This window comes from Bradyrhizobium sp. 44, from assembly GCF_023073095.1.
Taxonomy (GTDB): Bacteria; Pseudomonadota; Alphaproteobacteria; order Rhizobiales; family Xanthobacteraceae; genus Bradyrhizobium.
On sequence record NZ_JADPIY010000043.1, the window covers coordinates 81714 to 97458 of the forward strand.

At 65.5% G+C, this 15745-nt stretch carries 15 protein-coding genes; 5 read left to right on the forward strand and 10 right to left on the reverse strand.

Annotated features, from left to right (window positions below; all coding sequences use genetic code 11):
• The first annotated feature begins 37 nt into the window (after positions 1–37).
• The 4 genes from IVB41_RS35375 to IVB41_RS35390 all read left to right on the forward strand — a co-directional run bounded on the left by IVB41_RS35375 (position 38) and on the right by IVB41_RS35390 (position 4685).
• On the forward strand, positions 38–913 hold the full coding sequence (locus IVB41_RS35375; protein ID WP_027515012.1) for a F0F1 ATP synthase subunit gamma: 876 nt from the start codon (positions 38–40) through the stop codon (positions 911–913).
• 52 nt (positions 914–965) lie between these two features.
• A complete protein-coding gene (gene atpD / locus IVB41_RS35380; RefSeq protein WP_027566414.1) occupies positions 966–2408 on the forward strand; it encodes a F0F1 ATP synthase subunit beta in 1443 nt (480 codons plus the stop codon).
• Positions 2409–2494: 86 nt separating this feature from the next.
• Entirely contained in the window at positions 2495–2902 is a 408-nt protein-coding gene (locus tag IVB41_RS35385) for a F0F1 ATP synthase subunit epsilon (RefSeq protein ID WP_027566415.1), read from the forward strand.
• Positions 2903–3053: 151 nt separating this feature from the next.
• Complete coding sequence (locus IVB41_RS35390; protein ID WP_247439438.1) at positions 3054–4685, forward strand: adenylate/guanylate cyclase domain-containing protein; 1632 nt, start codon at positions 3054–3056, stop codon at positions 4683–4685.
• Between the two features lie 76 nt (positions 4686–4761).
• Here the strand turns inward: IVB41_RS35390 and IVB41_RS35395 are convergent, their stop codons facing one another.
• The 10 genes from IVB41_RS35395 to proB form a co-directional block, all read right to left on the reverse strand.
• Entirely contained in the window at positions 4762–5262 is a 501-nt protein-coding gene (locus tag IVB41_RS35395; RefSeq protein WP_027566417.1) for an RNA pyrophosphohydrolase, read from the reverse strand.
• 64 nt (positions 5263–5326) lie between these two features.
• Positions 5327–5830 carry an RNA pyrophosphohydrolase gene (locus IVB41_RS35400; RefSeq protein ID WP_027566418.1) on the reverse strand — a complete coding sequence of 168 codons (504 nt, stop codon included), beginning with the start codon at positions 5828–5830 and terminating at the stop codon, positions 5327–5329.
• Positions 5831–5905: 75 nt separating this feature from the next.
• The gene (locus IVB41_RS35405; protein ID WP_247439440.1) at positions 5906–7138 is read right to left on the reverse strand and encodes a divergent polysaccharide deacetylase family protein; all 1233 of its coding nucleotides are present in this window, start codon (positions 7136–7138) and stop codon (positions 5906–5908) included.
• A gap of 145 nt (positions 7139–7283) precedes the next feature.
• Positions 7284–8639 (reverse strand): S41 family peptidase, encoded by a 1356-nt coding sequence (locus IVB41_RS35410; protein ID WP_018459850.1) that lies wholly within the window; start codon positions 8637–8639, stop codon positions 7284–7286.
• Entirely contained in the window at positions 8636–9982 is a 1347-nt protein-coding gene (locus tag IVB41_RS35415; protein WP_247439442.1) for a murein hydrolase activator EnvC, read from the reverse strand. The genes IVB41_RS35410 and IVB41_RS35415 overlap by 4 nt, the downstream gene beginning before the upstream one ends.
• A gap of 33 nt (positions 9983–10015) precedes the next feature.
• Positions 10016–10498 carry a 23S rRNA (pseudouridine(1915)-N(3))-methyltransferase RlmH gene (gene rlmH / locus IVB41_RS35420; RefSeq protein ID WP_027566421.1) on the reverse strand — a complete coding sequence of 161 codons (483 nt, stop codon included), beginning with the start codon at positions 10496–10498 and terminating at the stop codon, positions 10016–10018.
• Between the two features lie 96 nt (positions 10499–10594).
• Positions 10595–10951, reverse strand: a complete 357-nt coding sequence (gene rsfS, locus IVB41_RS35425; protein WP_007604366.1) for a ribosome silencing factor — start codon at positions 10949–10951, stop codon at positions 10595–10597.
• 237 nt (positions 10952–11188) lie between these two features.
• A complete protein-coding gene (locus IVB41_RS35430; RefSeq protein ID WP_247358160.1) occupies positions 11189–11833 on the reverse strand; it encodes a nicotinate-nucleotide adenylyltransferase in 645 nt (214 codons plus the stop codon).
• Between the two features lie 20 nt (positions 11834–11853).
• Positions 11854–13149, reverse strand: a complete 1296-nt coding sequence (locus IVB41_RS35435) for a glutamate-5-semialdehyde dehydrogenase (protein ID WP_247439445.1) — start codon at positions 13147–13149, stop codon at positions 11854–11856.
• 227 nt (positions 13150–13376) lie between these two features.
• A complete protein-coding gene (proB, locus tag IVB41_RS35440; RefSeq protein WP_247439447.1) occupies positions 13377–14498 on the reverse strand; it encodes a glutamate 5-kinase in 1122 nt (373 codons plus the stop codon).
• 165 nt (positions 14499–14663) lie between these two features.
• On the opposite strand from proB, the gene IVB41_RS35445 reads away from it, so the two are divergent.
• On the forward strand, positions 14664–15629 hold the full coding sequence (locus tag IVB41_RS35445) for a Bug family tripartite tricarboxylate transporter substrate binding protein (RefSeq protein ID WP_247439449.1): 966 nt from the start codon (positions 14664–14666) through the stop codon (positions 15627–15629).
• Positions 15630–15745: the final 116 nt, after the last annotated feature.

Below are 15745 nucleotides of genomic sequence, written 5' to 3' on the forward strand. Positions count from 1 at the left end.
TTGATCCAAGGGATCGAACCGCCGGGGTGAACGAAGAATGGCGTCACTTAAAGACATGCGCGTCCGCATCGCCTCCACCAAGGCGACGCAGAAGATCACCAAGGCCATGCAAATGGTCGCGGCATCCCGATTGCGACGCGCCCAGCAAGCAGCCGAGGCGGCGCGGCCCTATGCCGACAAGATGAGCGCGGTGATCTCCAACATCGCCAGCGCTGCCGCCGGTTCGCCCGGCGCGCCGGTGCTGCTGGCCGGCACCGGCAAGGACCAGGTTCACCTGCTGCTGGTCTGCACCGGCGAGCGCGGCCTGTCCGGCGCCTTCAACTCCTCGATCGTGCGCCTCGCGCGCGAGCGCGCCCAGTCGCTGATGGCGCAGGGCAAGGAGGTCAAATTCTTCTGCGTCGGACGCAAGGGCTACGAGCAGCTCCGCCGCCTGTACGACAAGCAGATCGTCGAGCATCTCGACCTGCGCGGCGTTCGTCAGCTCGGCTTCGTCAACGCCGAGGACATCGCCAAGAAGGTTCTGGCCCGCTTCGACAACGGCGAATTCGACGTCTGCACGCTGTTCTACGCGCAGTTCAAGTCGGTAATTGCCCAGGTCCCGACCGCGCAGCAGATCATTCCGCTGACCGTGGAAGAAAAGGCGGCGAACGCGCCGTCGACGTCCTACGACTACGAGCCGGAGGAAGACGAACTCCTCTCCGGCCTGTTGCCGCGGAATATCGCGGTGCAGATTTTCCGTGCGCTGCTGGAAAACAACGCCTCGTTCTACGGCGCCCAGATGAGCTCGATGGACAACGCCACCCGCAACGCGGGCGAAATGATCCGCAAGCAAACCCAGATCTACAACCGAACCCGTCAAGCCCAGATCACCAAGGAGCTGATCGAGATCATCTCCGGCGCCGAGGCGGTCTGACGCACGAACCAAACGACGGTCGTTCAAGTAAAGAATTTCGAAGGAGAGCTTCATGGCTACAGCAGCTACCCAGGTCGGTCGTGTCACCCAGGTCATGGGCGCCGTCGTCGACGTTCAGTTCGAAGGCCATCTGCCGGCCATTCTGAATTCGTTGGAAACCAGGAACGGCAACATCCGCCTCGTGCTGGAAGTTGCGCAGCATCTTGGTGAGTCCACCGTGCGCACGATCGCGATGGACGTGACCGAAGGTCTGGTCCGCGGCCAGGAAGTGACCGACACCGGTCAGCCGATCTCGGTTCCCGTCGGTGCGGGCACGCTCGGCCGCATCATGAACGTGATCGGCGAGCCGATCGACGAAGCCGGCCCGATCCAGTCCGAGGGCACGCGCGCCATCCATCAGGAAGCGCCGAGCTACACCGACCAGTCGACCGAAGCTGAAATTCTCGTCACCGGCATCAAGGTCGTCGACTTGCTCGCGCCCTATGCCAAGGGCGGCAAGATCGGCCTGTTCGGCGGCGCCGGCGTCGGCAAGACCGTGCTGATTCAGGAGCTGATCAACAACGTCGCGAAGGCGCACGGTGGTTACTCCGTGTTCGCCGGCGTGGGCGAGCGTACCCGCGAGGGCAACGACCTCTATCACGAGTTCATCGAGTCCAAGGTCAACGCCGATCCGAACAATCCGGATCCGAGCGTCAAGTCGAAGTGCGCGCTGGTGTTCGGCCAGATGAACGAGCCGCCCGGCGCCCGCGCCCGCGTCGGCCTCACCGGTCTGACCGTCGCCGAGCACTTCCGTGACCAGGGCCAGGACGTGCTGTTCTTCGTCGACAACATCTTCCGTTTCACCCAGGCCGGTTCTGAAGTGTCGGCGCTGCTCGGTCGTATCCCGAGCGCCGTGGGTTACCAGCCGACGCTCGCCACCGACATGGGCGCGCTGCAGGAGCGCATCACCACCACGCAGAAGGGTTCGATCACTTCGGTGCAGGCCATTTACGTTCCGGCCGACGACTTGACCGACCCGGCGCCCGCCACCTCGTTCGCGCATTTGGACGCCACCACGGTGTTGAACCGCGCGATCTCGGAAAAGGGCATCTATCCGGCGGTGGATCCGCTCGACTCGACCTCGCGCATGCTCTCGCCGCTCGTCGTCGGCCAGGAGCACTACGACACTGCGCGTCAGGTCCAGCAGGTGCTGCAGCGCTACAAGTCGCTGCAGGACATCATCGCCATTCTCGGCATGGACGAGCTTTCGGAAGAGGACAAGCTGACGGTGGCCCGCGCCCGCAAGATCGAGCGCTTCCTGTCGCAGCCGTTCCACGTCGCCGAAATCTTCACCGGCTCGCCCGGCAAGTTCGTCGACCTCGCGGACACCATCAAGGGTTTCCGCGGCCTCTGCGAAGGCAAGTATGACCACCTGCCGGAAGCCGCCTTCTACATGGTAGGCACCATCGAAGAGGCGATCGAGAAGGGCAAGAAGCTGGCGGCCGAGGCGGCCTAAGCTGCGAAGGGCGAGTAGGGAGTAGCGACTAGTCGCGCTGCTCCCGCTCCATTCGCAATTCGCTACCCACCATTCGCAGGTTTCCAATGGCCACCTTCCACTTCGATCTCGTCTCGCCGGAAAAGCTCGCCTTCTCGGGCGAGGTCGACCAGGTCGATATCCCCGGCGTCGAAGGTGACTTCGGCGTGCTGGCGGGACATGCGCCGGTCGTGGCCGCGATCCGGCCCGGCATTCTCACCGTGACCACCGGCGGCAAGCACGAGAAGATCATTGTGCTCGGCGGTATCGCCGAAGTTTCCGACAAGGGCCTGACCGTGCTCGCCGACGTCGCGACCTCGCTGGCCGAGCTCGACCGCGCCCAGTTCGCCGCGACCGTCTCGGAGATGGAAGAGGGATTGAAGGAGCACGAAGGCAACGAGCTCGATCAAGCCATCGCGCGGCTCGACCACTTCAAGAGCATCCAGCAGCAGCTCAACAGCACGGCGATGCACTAAGCCCCGGTGCACTGCGCCGGGGCTCAAGCTACAAATTCCTGAATAAGTTCAGCGCTCGTCACGGAAGTGGCGGGCGCTGAAACTTTGTTGCACCGCGCCGCCGATAGCGCCATTCTGCGCCCGCGAACTTTGTTCCGGGGGCCGGCCGCAGATGAAACGCAAGATCGCAGCGATTTTCGCAGCCGATATTGCCGGCTATTCACGACTGGTCGCGGAAGACGAAGAGGAGACGCTGCGGCGTCTCGCCTCCTATCGCGAGGTCGTCGACGATTTCATTGCCAGGGCGGGCGGACGCATCTTCAATACCGCGGGCGACGCCGTGCTCGCGGAATTTCCAAGCGCGGTCGACGCGGTGCGCTGCGCGATCGACATCCAGGAATCCTTGCGAACCCGCAACATGGCCTATCCGCCAAGCCGGCAGATGTCGTTTCGCATCGGCATCACCATCGGCGACGTGGTCGAGCGCGACGGCGATCTGCTCGGTGACGGTGTCAATATCGCCGCCCGGCTCGAGGGCCTCGCCGAGGTCGGCGGCATCTGCGTCTCCCGCGCCGTGCACGAGCAGGTCGCCAACAAGCTGTCGGTGCAGTTCGCCGATATCGGCGCGCAGGAGGTCAAGAACATCCCGACGCCGGTGCACGCCTACATGGTGGCGATGCGGCGCGGGGACGGCAGCTACGCGACGCCGCAGATCAAGAAGGTGACGAAGGCCGCGCCCGCGCCGAACTGGATGTGGCCGCTGGTGGTCGGTGTCGTCTCCATCGTCGCCATCGGCGTCGGCGGCTTCCTCTATTTCACCAAGCTCGAGACCACGAGGGCGCCGGCGATCGCAGCGACCGTGCCAAGCCCTGTATCGAGCCCTGCGCCCAGCGTGGTTGCATCAACAGCGCCAAGCCCATCAGCCACCATGGCGGCGAAAGCGCCGATGCCCATGCCGGCACCATCGGCTTCGCCGATGGCCGGCAAGTTTCCCGCCGACAGCGTCCCCTTCATCAACGAGCGCATCCGCAACTACCTGGCGGGCGACTATTCCGCTGCCGGCGACTACAAGGCGTTCGCGCTCAATGTCGGCGGCTTCACCGGCGCGTCGTTGAATCAGCCGAACGAGGAAGCCGCGCGCAACGCCGCACTCGATCAGTGTCAGAAGCGCGCCGATGCCGCGCAGTCGCCGCGGCGCTGCGAGCTCTATGCGGTCGGCAACAACGTCGTCTACACGCACGGCAAGCCGCCGATGCCGCCGCAACCGTTCGTCCGGCATGATGCCATGACCGAGCGCGCCTTCGCCTCGAAAGACTTTCCGATGGTGCGCGATCCCGCCAAGGTCCGGCTCGAGAACATGTACGTGCCCGCGGCAAAATCCCGCGCGGTCGCGCTCGGCCCGGGCGGTCAATATTTCATGGTGATGGGCGCATCATCCGCCGACGATGCCGCGCGGCGTTCGCTGGAATCGTGCGGCGCGATCGCCAGCGTCGCCTGCCTGGTCGTTGCGGTCGACGAGAATTTCGTCGTGCCGATCCCGACCCTGCTCCGGATCACCGGCTTCTTCCACGCGGCGTCCAACGCCTCGATTGTCGCCGATGCGCGCGACGAGGTGGTGCGCAAGCTCGCCGATGGCATGGGCTGGAACGCCGTCGCGGTCGGCACCGCGGGCCGGCCGGGCCTCGGTGTGAGGGCCGCCGACGAGCAGTCCGCCGTCAATTCCGCGCTCGTCGACTGCGCCAAGCGCGACGGCGATTGCCACGTCATCGCGATCGGCCCGTTCACGGTGGGACCGATCAACTAGGCTCACGCAATTTCCGGGCAAAGTTCTCTAATGATTTCAACCCCGTTCTACTGTGCATGGGGTTGTTTTCGCGTTTTCAGTTTGCGAACCGCGCAAACTGCTGCGCCACGGCGCTGTAGACGTGGCGGCGGAACGGCACCACGACGTCGGGGACGCGGTCGAGCCGCTCCCAGCGCCAGGCGTCGAACTCGGCGGGCTGCCCGTTGCGCGGCGTCAGCGGATCGATCTCGTCATCCTTGCCGGTGAAGCGCAGCGCGAACCACTTCTGGCGCTGGCCGCGGAATTTCGCCAGCCGATGCGTCTGCGGCCCGTCATAGGGCGGGAATTCGTAAGTCAGCCAGTCGGTCTCGCCGAGATAGGTTGCGCTCTTGACGCTGGTCTCTTCCCAGAGCTCGCGCAGCGCGGCGTCGCGCAAATCCTCGCCCTCGTCGACGCCGCCCTGCGGCATCTGCCAGTCCAAGCCCGGAAGGATGATCTCGGGGCCGTCGCCCTTGAAGCGGTGCCCGATCAGCACGCGGCCATCGGCGTTGAACAGCGCGATTCCGACATTGGGACGGTAGGGTTTTTCAGTTGTCACGCGTGGATCTCTCGTCGTCATTTCAGGCGATGCATTAGCATCAAGCTGGAACGGCGACTTGAACTTAATCCTGCGCCAGCGGGGAAAATTCCTTCACCACGCGCTCGTAGACCGGGCGCTTGAACGGGACGATCAGCCCAGTCAGGTTCCTCATCGGCTCCCAGCGCCAGCTCACGAACTCGGCCTTGTGGCCGCCGCCGGGCTTTTCGACGTTGATCTCGCTGTCCTTGCCGGTGAAGCGGACCGCGAACCATTTCTGGCGCTGGCCGCGGTAGCGGCCCTTCCAGGTGCGCCCGGCGACCGTGCGGGGAATGTCGTAAGTGAGCCAGTCCGGAACCTCGCCGAGCCGCTCGACCGAACGCACGCTGGTCTCCTCATAGAGCTCGCGCTTGGCGGCCTCCCAATTGTCCTCGCCGGGATCGACGCCGCCCTGCGGCATCTGCCAGACATGGGTGTCGTCGACATGCTCGATGCCGCCGGCACGCCGGCCGATGAACACCAGTCCGTCCTTGTTGAGCAACATCACGCCGACGCAGGTCCGGTAGGGCAGATCCTCGTAACGCGCCATTCCGCCAGACCTCTCGCATGCTGTCGGTAAGGCTGAAGCAGGCCCCGCGGGTCTGTGCCGTACCAATCCGTTGATTTAGCTGGATTTTGATTTCAGCATCGCGGTTGTCAATGGCACCAAAAGGATACCTCGGTCGCCCAATGTCTTGGTCCAGGCGCCAATGCGCTCGATCGAGACCGGGAGGGCGGAGGCGGTGCCCACGGCCACGCCGCGCTCGCGCGCCGCCGCTTCGAGCTTGGTCAGGGCGCGATCGATCTCGGCCGGGGTCGGCACCGCGTCGATCGCGATATCGCCCTTGCCGAACGGCATCGCCAGGCTGCCGGCGGCCTGGGGCGCAATGCTGCGCGGCGAGGAGCCGTCGTCAAAGAAGCCGAGGCCGCGCTTGGCCGCCTCGCGGATGATCGGCTGCATCGCCGGCTCCGTTGCGATGAAGCGGGCGCCCATGAAATTGGTGAGGCCGGCATAGCCCTGCATCCGGCTCAGATGCCAGTACAGCCGGTCCATGTTCTGGTCGGCACTGAGCGACGTCAGCAGCGTCTGCGGCCCCGGATCGTTGTCGGGGAAGTCATAGGGCTCCATCGGGATCTGGAGGAAGATCTCGTGGCGCTGGGCGCGGGCGCGCTCGGCGAGTTTTCCTGGATCGGACCCATAAGGCGTGAAGGCCAGCGTCACCGCCGCTGGCAGCCGCATGATGGCATCGGTAGTCTTGGCGGCGCCGACGCCGAGGCCGCCGATCAGGATCGCGACCACCGGCATCTTGGCGGCCTTGGCGCGGTCGGCATCCGCCGCATAGACGTTGAACGGCTTGATGTCGCCGGAAATCGCGGGGATCATGCCGTAGCGCGATTTCTCGAGAAGTTTTGGGTCGATCCCGGCCATGACGGGCGGCGGTGCGGAGGCCGAGGCCGCCTCGCTCTTGCCGGCGGGATCGCCGCCGATCACCACGTCGTGGCGCGTGCCGGTGGAACCGTCGATCATGGTGACGGTCTTCTGCTCGCCCGCCTGCTTCGGCGCCTCCTTGGTCTCGTGCTTCGTCTCCTGCTTGCTGTCCTGACCGTGGCCGGAAGCGGCCGGCTTGTCATCACCCGCCTTGTCTGCGGCATTGGGCTCGCGGATCGCGAGCCGCGTCATCGGCTCGCCGCCGAGCGGATCCTTGTTGAAGATGGCGAAGCCGGCAAAGCTGACCAGGAACAGGCCGAGCAGGACAGCGAGCAGCTGCATGGCCGTGAACGGCAGCCGCAGCCGGCGTTTCCGGCGCGGCTTGTCCCGTCCGAGCGGGGCGCTCAGATCATCGGCCGTTTCAGTCATGCGCGATCCCGAATCACTCGAGACGACGATACCACGCCGAGGTCAAGCGGCGGCAGGCCGGGATAGGCCGGGGATAGCAGGAGTTCCAAGCAAAAAAGGGCGGCTCCGGGAGCCGCCCTTTTTCGTCAGATCGTGATGCGCCGACTTAGTTCGCCGCTTTGGGCTTGTCGGTCGTGGCCTTGTCGCCGCCCGGGGTGGGCGCCGCGGAGGCGCTGTTCTTGATGCCGTGGAGCAGATCGTCGGCGAGCTTGAGCGCCTTGTCGTCCTTGGCGTCCGGCGGAACGTAGGACTGCGAGCCGGTCTTCTCGTCGCCGTCGTTCTTGAGATGGCCGCGCAGCGAAGCTTCGCCCTTGGTGTCGGTGCGCGACTTCAACTCGTCCGGCACGTCCTGCAGCACTTCGATGTCGGGCACGATGCCCTTGGCCTGGATCGACTTGCCCGACGGCGTGTAGTAGCGCGCCGTGGTCAGACGCAGCGCGCCGTTGCCGCTTCCGAGCGGAATGATGGTCTGCACCGAGCCCTTGCCGAACGAGCGCGTGCCGACGATGGTCGCACGCTTGTGGTCCTGCAGCGCACCGGCGACGATCTCCGACGCCGAAGCCGAGCCGCCATTGACCAGCACGATGACCGGCTTGCCCTTGGTGAGGTCGCCCGTATGCGCGGTACGGCGCTGGGTCTCCTCGGCATTGCGGCCGCGGGTCGAGACGATCTCGCCCTTCTCCAGGAAGGAGTCGGAGACGGTGACCGCTTCCTCGAGCAGGCCGCCCGGGTTGTTGCGGAGGTCGATGACGTAGCCCTTCAGCTTGTCGCCGATCTGATTCGAGAGGTTGGCGACCTCGCGCTTCAGGCCTTCGGTGGTCTGCTCGTTGAAGGTGGTGATGCGGATATAGGCGATGTCGTCGGCTTCGACGCGGGCACGCACCGAGCGGACGCGGATGTTGTCGCGCACCAGCGTGACGTCGATCGGATTGTCCTGGCCCTTGCGGATGATCTTGAGCTTGATCTTGGTGTTGACGGGGCCGCGCATCTTCTCCACCGCCTGGTTCAGGGTCAGGCCCTGCACCGCCTCGTCGTCGAGATTGGTGATGATGTCGTTGGCCATGACGCCGGCGCGCGAGGCCGGGGTGTCGTCGATCGGCGAGACCACCTTGATCAGGCCATCTTCCATCGTGACTTCGATGCCGAGGCCGCCGAACTCACCGCGGGTCTGCACCTGCATGTCGCGGAAGCTCTTGGCGTCCATGTAGCTCGAATGCGGATCGAGACCGGTGAGCATGCCACTGATCGCGGATTCGATCAGCTTGGTGTCGTCGGGCTTCTCGACATAGTCCGAGCGCACGCGCTCGAAGACGTCGCCGAACAAATTGAGCTGGCGATAGGTGTCCGCGGTGGCGGCTCGCGCGCTGGAGCCCATGAAGACTGCGCGCGGTTGCGTCACGAACAGCGTCAGCGCCGCACCGGTGGCCGCGCTGAGGAGGATAACTGAAGTCTTGCGCATCATCCGCGAACCTTCTCGCCTTCATTTGCGGCCCACCATGGGCCTGGATCGATTGGAGTGCCGTCTTTGCGGAACTCGACATAGAGCACAGGTTGACTCGCGTTCGTGGCGAGAATGGAGGCGACTTGAGAAGTCGACCCCATGGTCGCGACAGGCTCCCCCGTGAGCACAAACTGACCGATGTTGACCGAAATGCGCTCCATCCCGGCGATCAGCACATGATACCCGCCCCCGGCATTGAGGATCAAGAGTTGTCCATAGCTGCGGAACGGGCCGGCATAGACCACCCAGCCGTCACACGGCGTCGTGACCTGGGAGCCGGGCCTGGTCGCCAGCGAAATGCCCTTCTGGACCCCGCCGAGCCCGTCCGAACCGCCGAAATCCCTGATCTTGTTACCGTTAACCGGAAGAGGCAGGAGACCCTTGGCTGCGGCGAAGGCCATCGCCGGGGTGGTCCGGGAGCGGTCCTTGAAAGCGCCGGGGCCGGTCTTGGCGCTGGCGGCCGCGTTTGCAGCCGCCTTGGCCTCGGCCTGCCTGGCCGCCTCGGCCGCCTTCTCGGCTGCCTTGGCGGCACTTTGCAGATCCTGCTCCATCTTGGCGATCAGCCCCTGGAGATCGCCGACCTGTCGTGAGAGCGCGACGGCGCGCGCATTCTCGGCGTCGAGGTCCTTTTCGCGCGACGCCTGCTGGCGCTGCCGCTCGTCGACCAGAGCCGCGAGCCGGGTCTGGTCGTTACGCACCTTGTCGCGGTCGGATGCGAGCTGGTCGCGCTCGGTCGCGATGGTCTTGCGCAAGGCCACGAGCTCGCCGAGCTCGCTTGCGATCTTCTCGGCACGACCGCGTAATTCCGGCACGACGGCACCGAGCAGCATCGCCGTGCGCAGCGATTGCAGGGCATCCTCGGGCCGTACCAATAGCGCCGGCGGCGTCCGCCTTCCGGCGCGCTGCAAGGCCGCCAGCACCTCGACGATGTCGGCGCGGCGTAAATCGAGCGAGCTGCGCATCGCCTGCTCGCGGCCGTTCAGCGATCGCAGCCGCACTTCGGCCTCGTCGATCTTGATCTCGACAGTGCGCACATTGGCGGCGGTGTCGATCAATTGTTGATTGAGCTGGGTGCGGTCCTGGCCGAGCGAGGTGATCTCGGCCTTGAGCTTGGCCTGCGCTTCCTCCGCGCTCTTCTTGCTGGCGCGCGCGGCTTCGAGCTCCTGCTCGCGCTGCTTGATCGCATCGGGCGCGACGGCCGCAGTCTGCGGTGCAGGCGTCTGAGCTTGCGCGAGGCTTGCGCCCAAAATACTTGAGCCCAAAACGCCGGCGATCAGCAGCAGGTTGAGAATTGGCGCTCGCATCGCTTTAAGCAAAGGTGCTCGTTGTGGCGCGGATCACGCGCGGTGATAGGGGTGGCCGGCCAGAATGGTGGCGGCCCGATAAAGCTGTTCCAGAAGCATGACGCGGACCATTTGATGCGGCCAGGTCGCAGAGCCGAACGCGATCGCGAGCTTGGCCTTACGGCGCAATTCGGGCGAAAGTCCGTCCGCCCCTCCGATCATGAAGATAGTATGACCGGCACCCTCGTCGCGCCAGCGCCCGAGATGCCGTGCGAATACGGTCGAATCCAGATTCTGGCCGCGCTCGTCCAGCGCCACCAGGACCGATTTTTCGGGAACATGCGCGGAGATCGCCGCCGCCTCTTCGGCCATCCGCGTCGCGGTATCGCGCGCGCGGCTTTCGGGCAATTCGTGGATGGCGAGCTCGCGGAATCCGAGCTTGCGGCCGGCCTCGTCGAAGCGCTCGAAATAGCGCTCGGCAAGCTCCCGTTCGGGGCCCTGCTTCAGCCGACCCACCGCAATGACGGCTATGCGCATGATATGTTCAGGGTCGTGTTTTCTGGGCCGCGCGCGATCTGCGCGCGCACGACGCTAGCATGCGCGTCAGCCGATTCGAAATCGGCCAGCAGCCTCTCAGATCGCCTTCGCCGCCCCTGGGCCCTGCGTGTACAATCTCTCGAGACTGTAGAACTCGCGGACCTCGGGTCTGAACACGTGCACGATCACATCGCCGGAATCGATCAGCACCCAGTCGCAATTGGGCAAGCCCTCGACGTGGATGTTCTTGATGCCGTTTTCCTTGAGGCCTTTGGCGACGTTCTCCGCGATCGCGCCGACGTGCCGGTTGGCCCGGCCGGTGGTGACGATCATGTAGTCGGAGTAGGCCGATTTGCCGCGAAGGTCGATGGTGACCGTCTCTTCCGCCTTCATGTCGTCGAGGCGGGAGAGGATCAGGCTCAGCGTCTTGTCGGCGTCGGGTTGCGCCTTCAAGCCCGCAGCTTTGGTCGATGTTTTACGCGTCGGCTTGGCAACCTTGGGTAAAACAGACTTCGGTGAAGCCGTCTTGGGTGAGGCTGTCTTGGACAATACAGATGTGGTCAGGGACCATTCCTTTCACTGTATCGCGAACGCCGAATCCGGCGCTCACTGGTTACACTACATCATGTGGGGTTAAGGGTTTCAATATGCCAGAGAGCCCGAAGCCACATGGCGTTCGCACAATCTGACTCACTTCGTACCTTTCCAGCTTCCGTCCGGGTTCCGTAAGCCGGTCGACGAGAGATTCAGCTTCATTCCGGTCAGGAACACCCAGGCCGGGGCGGCCCGATCCGCAAGCAATGGCGCCTCATTCTCCGGCATCCGATAGCGCCTGAGCGCCTGGGCGGCGGGAGAGGCGAGGGCGCGAAAACTCTGCGGCGGGCGGTCGATGACCGCGATCGGTACCTGACCGGCGATGCGCCGCCAGTGCTGCCAACGATGGAATTGAGCGAGGTTGTCGGCGCCCATGATCCAGACAAAGCGCAAGCCCGAGAGGCGGCGGCGCAAGGTGTTGATCGTGTCGATAGTATAGCGCGTGCGAATGACGGATTCGAGACAGCTCACCTCGATCCTGGGATCGTCGGCCATTTCGCGTGCCGCCTGCATGCGCTCGCCGAGCTCATGCAGCGCGCCGTTCTCCTTCAGCGGATTGCCTGGCGTCACCAGCCACCACACGCGATCGAGCTGGAGACGTTTCAGCGCGAACTGGCTGATAGCGCGATGGGCCTGGTGCGGCGGATTGAACGAGCCGCCGAGCAGGCCGATGCGCATGCCAGAGGTATGGGTCGGTATGGCCTGCGCGAAGAAACGTGGCGCGACGAAATTGTTGCTCAATGCCCCGCGCCCTGCGTCGTCTACGGCCGCGTCTGCCCGGTGCCGTGAACGCGATATTTGAAGCTCGTCAGCTGCTCGGCGCCTACCGGGCCGCGGGCATGGAATCTGCCGGTGGCGATGCCGATCTCGGCACCGAAGCCGAACTCGCCGCCGTCGGCGAACTGCGTCGAGGCGTTGTGCAGCACGATCGCGGAATCGACCTCGCTCAGGAATCTTTTCGCAACGGTCTCATCGGCGCTCACGATCGCATCGGTATGGTGCGAGCCGTGGTTCTGGATATGCGCGATCGCGCCGTCGACGCCGTCCACCACCTTCGCTGCGATGATCGCATCGAGATATTCGGTGTCCCAATCGTCCGCGCTCGCGGGTTTGACGCGCGGATCGGTCTTTTGCACGGCGTCGTCGCCGCGCACTTCGCAGCCGGCCTCGATCAGCATCTCGATCAGCGGCTTGAGGTTTTTACCGGCAGCGGCGCGATCGACCAGCAGCGTCTCGGCGGCGCCGCAGACGCCGGTGCGGCGCATCTTGGCGTTGAGCACGATCGACTTCGCCATGGCGAGGTCGGCGCTGCCGTCGATATAGACGTGGTTGACGCCTTCGAGATGCGCGAACACCGGCACGCGCGCTTCCTGTTCGACGCGTGCGACGAGGCTCTTGCCTCCGCGCGGCACGATCACGTCGACGGCGCCGTTCAATCCCGACAGCATCTGGCCTACCGCCGCGCGGTCGCGCGTCGGCACCAGCGTGATTGCGGCCTCGGGGAGGCCCGCTTCGCGCAGGCCCTGCACCAGGCAGTCGTGGATCGCGCGGCAGGAGCGGAAACTGTCGGAGCCGCCGCGCAGGATCACGGCATTGCCGGACTTCAGGCACAGAACGCCGGCGTCCGCCGCAACGTTCGGCCGGCTCTCGAAGATCACGCCGACGACGCCGAGCGGCACGCGCACGCGCTCGATGGTCATGCCGTTCGGCCGTTGCCAGCTCTCGGTGACGATGCCGACCGGATCGGCAATGCCGCGCACGATATCGATGCCCTCGGCCATGCCCTCGACCCGCGCCGGCGTCAGCGTCAGGCGGTCGATGAAGGACGAGGTGGCGTTGCCTGAGGCGCGGGCCTCGGTGACGTCCTCGGCATTGGCGGCAAGGATCGCGGCCGCGTTGTCGCGGATCGCCCGTGCCATGGCCTCGAGCGCCCGGTTCTTCTGCTCCGGCGGCGCCAGCGCCAGCACGCGCGCGGCAGCGCGGGCACGGGTACCGAGATCGGTCATCAGCGCCTGAAGATCGGCATTGCCGTCGACGGCTTTGAGGGGGGCGGCCATGGGAGTTTCAACCTTCTGCTAAGGCAGTGTCCTAGCACGGAAATCCCGCTTTTGCGAAGGGCGGGGCGGGTATGGCAGGTCTCCCGGTGTTGTGCCACCTCGGCCACTGGCCCAGCTCCGACGTCATGCCCGGGCTTGTCCCGGCCATCCACGCCTTACCGCCAGCAAGAAAGAACGTGGATGCCCGGGACAAGCCCGGGCACGACGGTTTGGGCGCCTGCCGAGCGTTACCCGCCCATCACCAGATCGTCGCGGTGGATCATCTCGGACCTCCCGCTGATGCCGAGGATGGCCATGACATCCGGGGAGGAGCGGCCCTTGATCCGCTCGGCATCGTCGGCGTCATAGGCGATCAGGCCGCGGCCGACCTCGCTGGTGTCGGGGCCGCGCACGATCACGGCATCGCCGCGGGCGAACTGGCCCTCGACCTTGATCACGCCGGCCGGCAGCAGGCTGGCGCCCGCGCGCAGCGCCGCGACCGCGCCGGCGTCGATCGTCAGGGTGCCCTTCGGCTCCAGCGAGCCCGCGATCCAGCGCTTTCGCGAGGTGATGGGATTGGCAGGCGTCAGGAACCAGGTGCAGCGGCCGCCATCGGCGACCGCCTGAAGCGGATGCTCGATCTTGCCCGAGGCGATCAGCATATGCGTGCCGCCGGTGGTCGCGATTTTTGCGGCTTCGACCTTGGTGCGCATGCCGCCGCGCGATAGCTCGGACTCGGCGTCGCCTGCCACAGCCTCGATCTCCGAGGAGATGCTGTCGACGACGGGAATGAGCTTGGCGTCCGGGTTGTTCTTCGGCGGGGCGTCGTAAAGCCCGTCGATGTCGGACAGCAGCACCAGCAGGTCGGCGCTCGCCATGGTGGCGACCCGCGCGGCGAGGCGGTCGTTGTCGCCGTAGCGGATCTCGTTGGTGGCGACCGTGTCGTTCTCGTTGATCACGGGGATGGCGCGCCACTCCAGCAGCTTGCCGATGGTGGAGCGCGCGTTGAGATAGCGGCGGCGCTCCTCGGTGTCCTGCAGCGTCACCAGGATCTGGCCGGCGCCGATGCCGTGGGCGCCAAGCACCTCCGACCAGATGCGGGCCAGCGCGATCTGACCGACGGCGGCGGCCGCCTGGCTCTCCTCCAGCTTCAGCGGGCCGCGCGGCAGTTTCAGGCGGCTGCGGCCGAGCGCGATCGAGCCGGAGGACACGACGAGCACGTCACGTCCGTCGCGATGCAGCTTGGCCATGTCGTCGGCGAGCGCGGCAAGCCAGGACGCGCGCACCTCGCCCTTGTCGGAATCGACCAGCAGCGCGGAGCCGACCTTGACGACGATGCGGCGGAATTGACTGAGTTCGGGGCTGGCCATCTGTGTATGTGGTGTGTGTATGTGCTGGAGAGCGGCGCCGGTAAGGCCCGCTTTTGCAGCAGGACGATGGCCGGCGCAAGGCGGCAGGTCCGGTAAACGGCGCTTGTCCGGAGCGCTCGTCTGGCTCTCACTGTCGCCAACCAAAATGGGCTCAAGAGGAAACCAATGGACCGCCGCAACTTCATCGCCGGATGCCTCGGGTTGCCGTTGTTGGCGCAGGCGGGCGGGTCGCAAGCTCAGGCCGGGCTGACAAAAATGATCTTCCCGTTCGCGGCGGGAGCGGGCGGCGACACGCTGTGCCGGCTGATCGCGCAGGAGATGGCGCCGGCGCTGCAGCGGACAATGGTGGTCGAGAACCGCACCGGCGGTGACGGCCTGATCGGCATCAAGGCGGTGAAGGGCGGCAGCCCCGACGGCAGCATGGTGCTGGTGACGACCGGGCCCACGATGTACCTGCTGCCGATGGTGGAGACGACCCCGAGCTTCGAAACCACCAAGGATTTCGTCCCGGTCTCGCTGCTGGCGCGGTTTGAGTTCGCCGTCGTCATCGGTCCGACGATCGATGCCGCGGATTTCAAGGGATTCGTCGCCTGGCTGAAGGCGCATCCGGACAAGGCGTCGTTCGGCGTGCCGAGCAACGGCACCATCCCGCATTTCATGGGCTCCAAGCTCGAGAAGGACCTCGGCGTTGCCATGACGCGCGTGCCCTATCGGGGCAGTGCGCCCATCCTCAACGACATCATCGGCGGTCATGTCTCGTTCGGCATCGTCACGTTGGCCGACGCGCTGCCGCAGCATCGTGCCAAGGGCGTGAAGATCATCGCGGTCGCGAGCGCCGAACGTTCACCCTTTGCTTCGGAGGTGCCGACCTTGAAGGAGAGCGGCATCGATCTCGTCGCCGACGCCTGGTACGGCATGTGGCTTCCTGCCGGCAGCTCGCCGGAATTCGCGAGCAAGCTCGGCGCTGCCGCAAGCGCCGCGCTCGCCAAGCCCGAGGTGAAGGAGAAGCTGACGGCGATCGGGCTGATTCCGGTCGGCAGCAGCGCGGAAGGTCTGACGAAGGAGCTCGCCGCAAACACCGCCTTTTGGCAGCCGATCGTGAAGGCGACGGGATACAAGATCGAGAATTAGTTTCTGTTTTCCGCTCTACGCCGTCATGGCCGGGCTTGTCCCGGCCATCCACGTGCACCGCCACTTGACGCAAGACGTGGATGCCCGGGTCGAGCCCGGGCACGACGAGCCGAGAG

Excerpts from the sequence above, each read along its gene's own strand:
- IVB41_RS35400 (WP_027566418.1), bottom strand. The coding sequence starts at position 5,830 with ATGGCGCGTTACGAGGATCTGCCCTACCGGACCTGCGTCGGCGTGATG.
- rlmH (WP_027566421.1), bottom strand. The coding sequence starts at position 10,498 with ATGCGCATAGCCGTCATTGCGGTGGGTCGGCTGAAGCAGGGCCCCGAA.
- IVB41_RS35415 (WP_247439442.1), bottom strand. The coding sequence starts at position 9,982 with ATGCGAGCGCCAATTCTCAACCTGCTGCTGATCGCCGGCGTTTTGGGC.
- IVB41_RS35435 (WP_247439445.1), bottom strand. The coding sequence starts at position 13,149 with ATGGCCGCCCCCCTCAAAGCCGTCGACGGCAATGCCGATCTTCAGGCG.
- IVB41_RS35445 (WP_247439449.1), top strand. The coding sequence starts at position 14,664 with ATGGACCGCCGCAACTTCATCGCCGGATGCCTCGGGTTGCCGTTGTTG.
- atpD (WP_027566414.1), top strand. The coding sequence starts at position 966 with ATGGCTACAGCAGCTACCCAGGTCGGTCGTGTCACCCAGGTCATGGGC.
- IVB41_RS35385 (WP_027566415.1), top strand. The coding sequence starts at position 2,495 with ATGGCCACCTTCCACTTCGATCTCGTCTCGCCGGAAAAGCTCGCCTTC.
- IVB41_RS35390 (WP_247439438.1), top strand. The coding sequence starts at position 3,054 with ATGAAACGCAAGATCGCAGCGATTTTCGCAGCCGATATTGCCGGCTAT.
- IVB41_RS35375 (WP_027515012.1), top strand. The coding sequence starts at position 38 with ATGGCGTCACTTAAAGACATGCGCGTCCGCATCGCCTCCACCAAGGCG.
- IVB41_RS35410 (WP_018459850.1), bottom strand. The coding sequence starts at position 8,639 with ATGATGCGCAAGACTTCAGTTATCCTCCTCAGCGCGGCCACCGGTGCG.
- IVB41_RS35405 (WP_247439440.1), bottom strand. The coding sequence starts at position 7,138 with ATGACTGAAACGGCCGATGATCTGAGCGCCCCGCTCGGACGGGACAAG.
- proB (WP_247439447.1), bottom strand. The coding sequence starts at position 14,498 with ATGGCCAGCCCCGAACTCAGTCAATTCCGCCGCATCGTCGTCAAGGTC.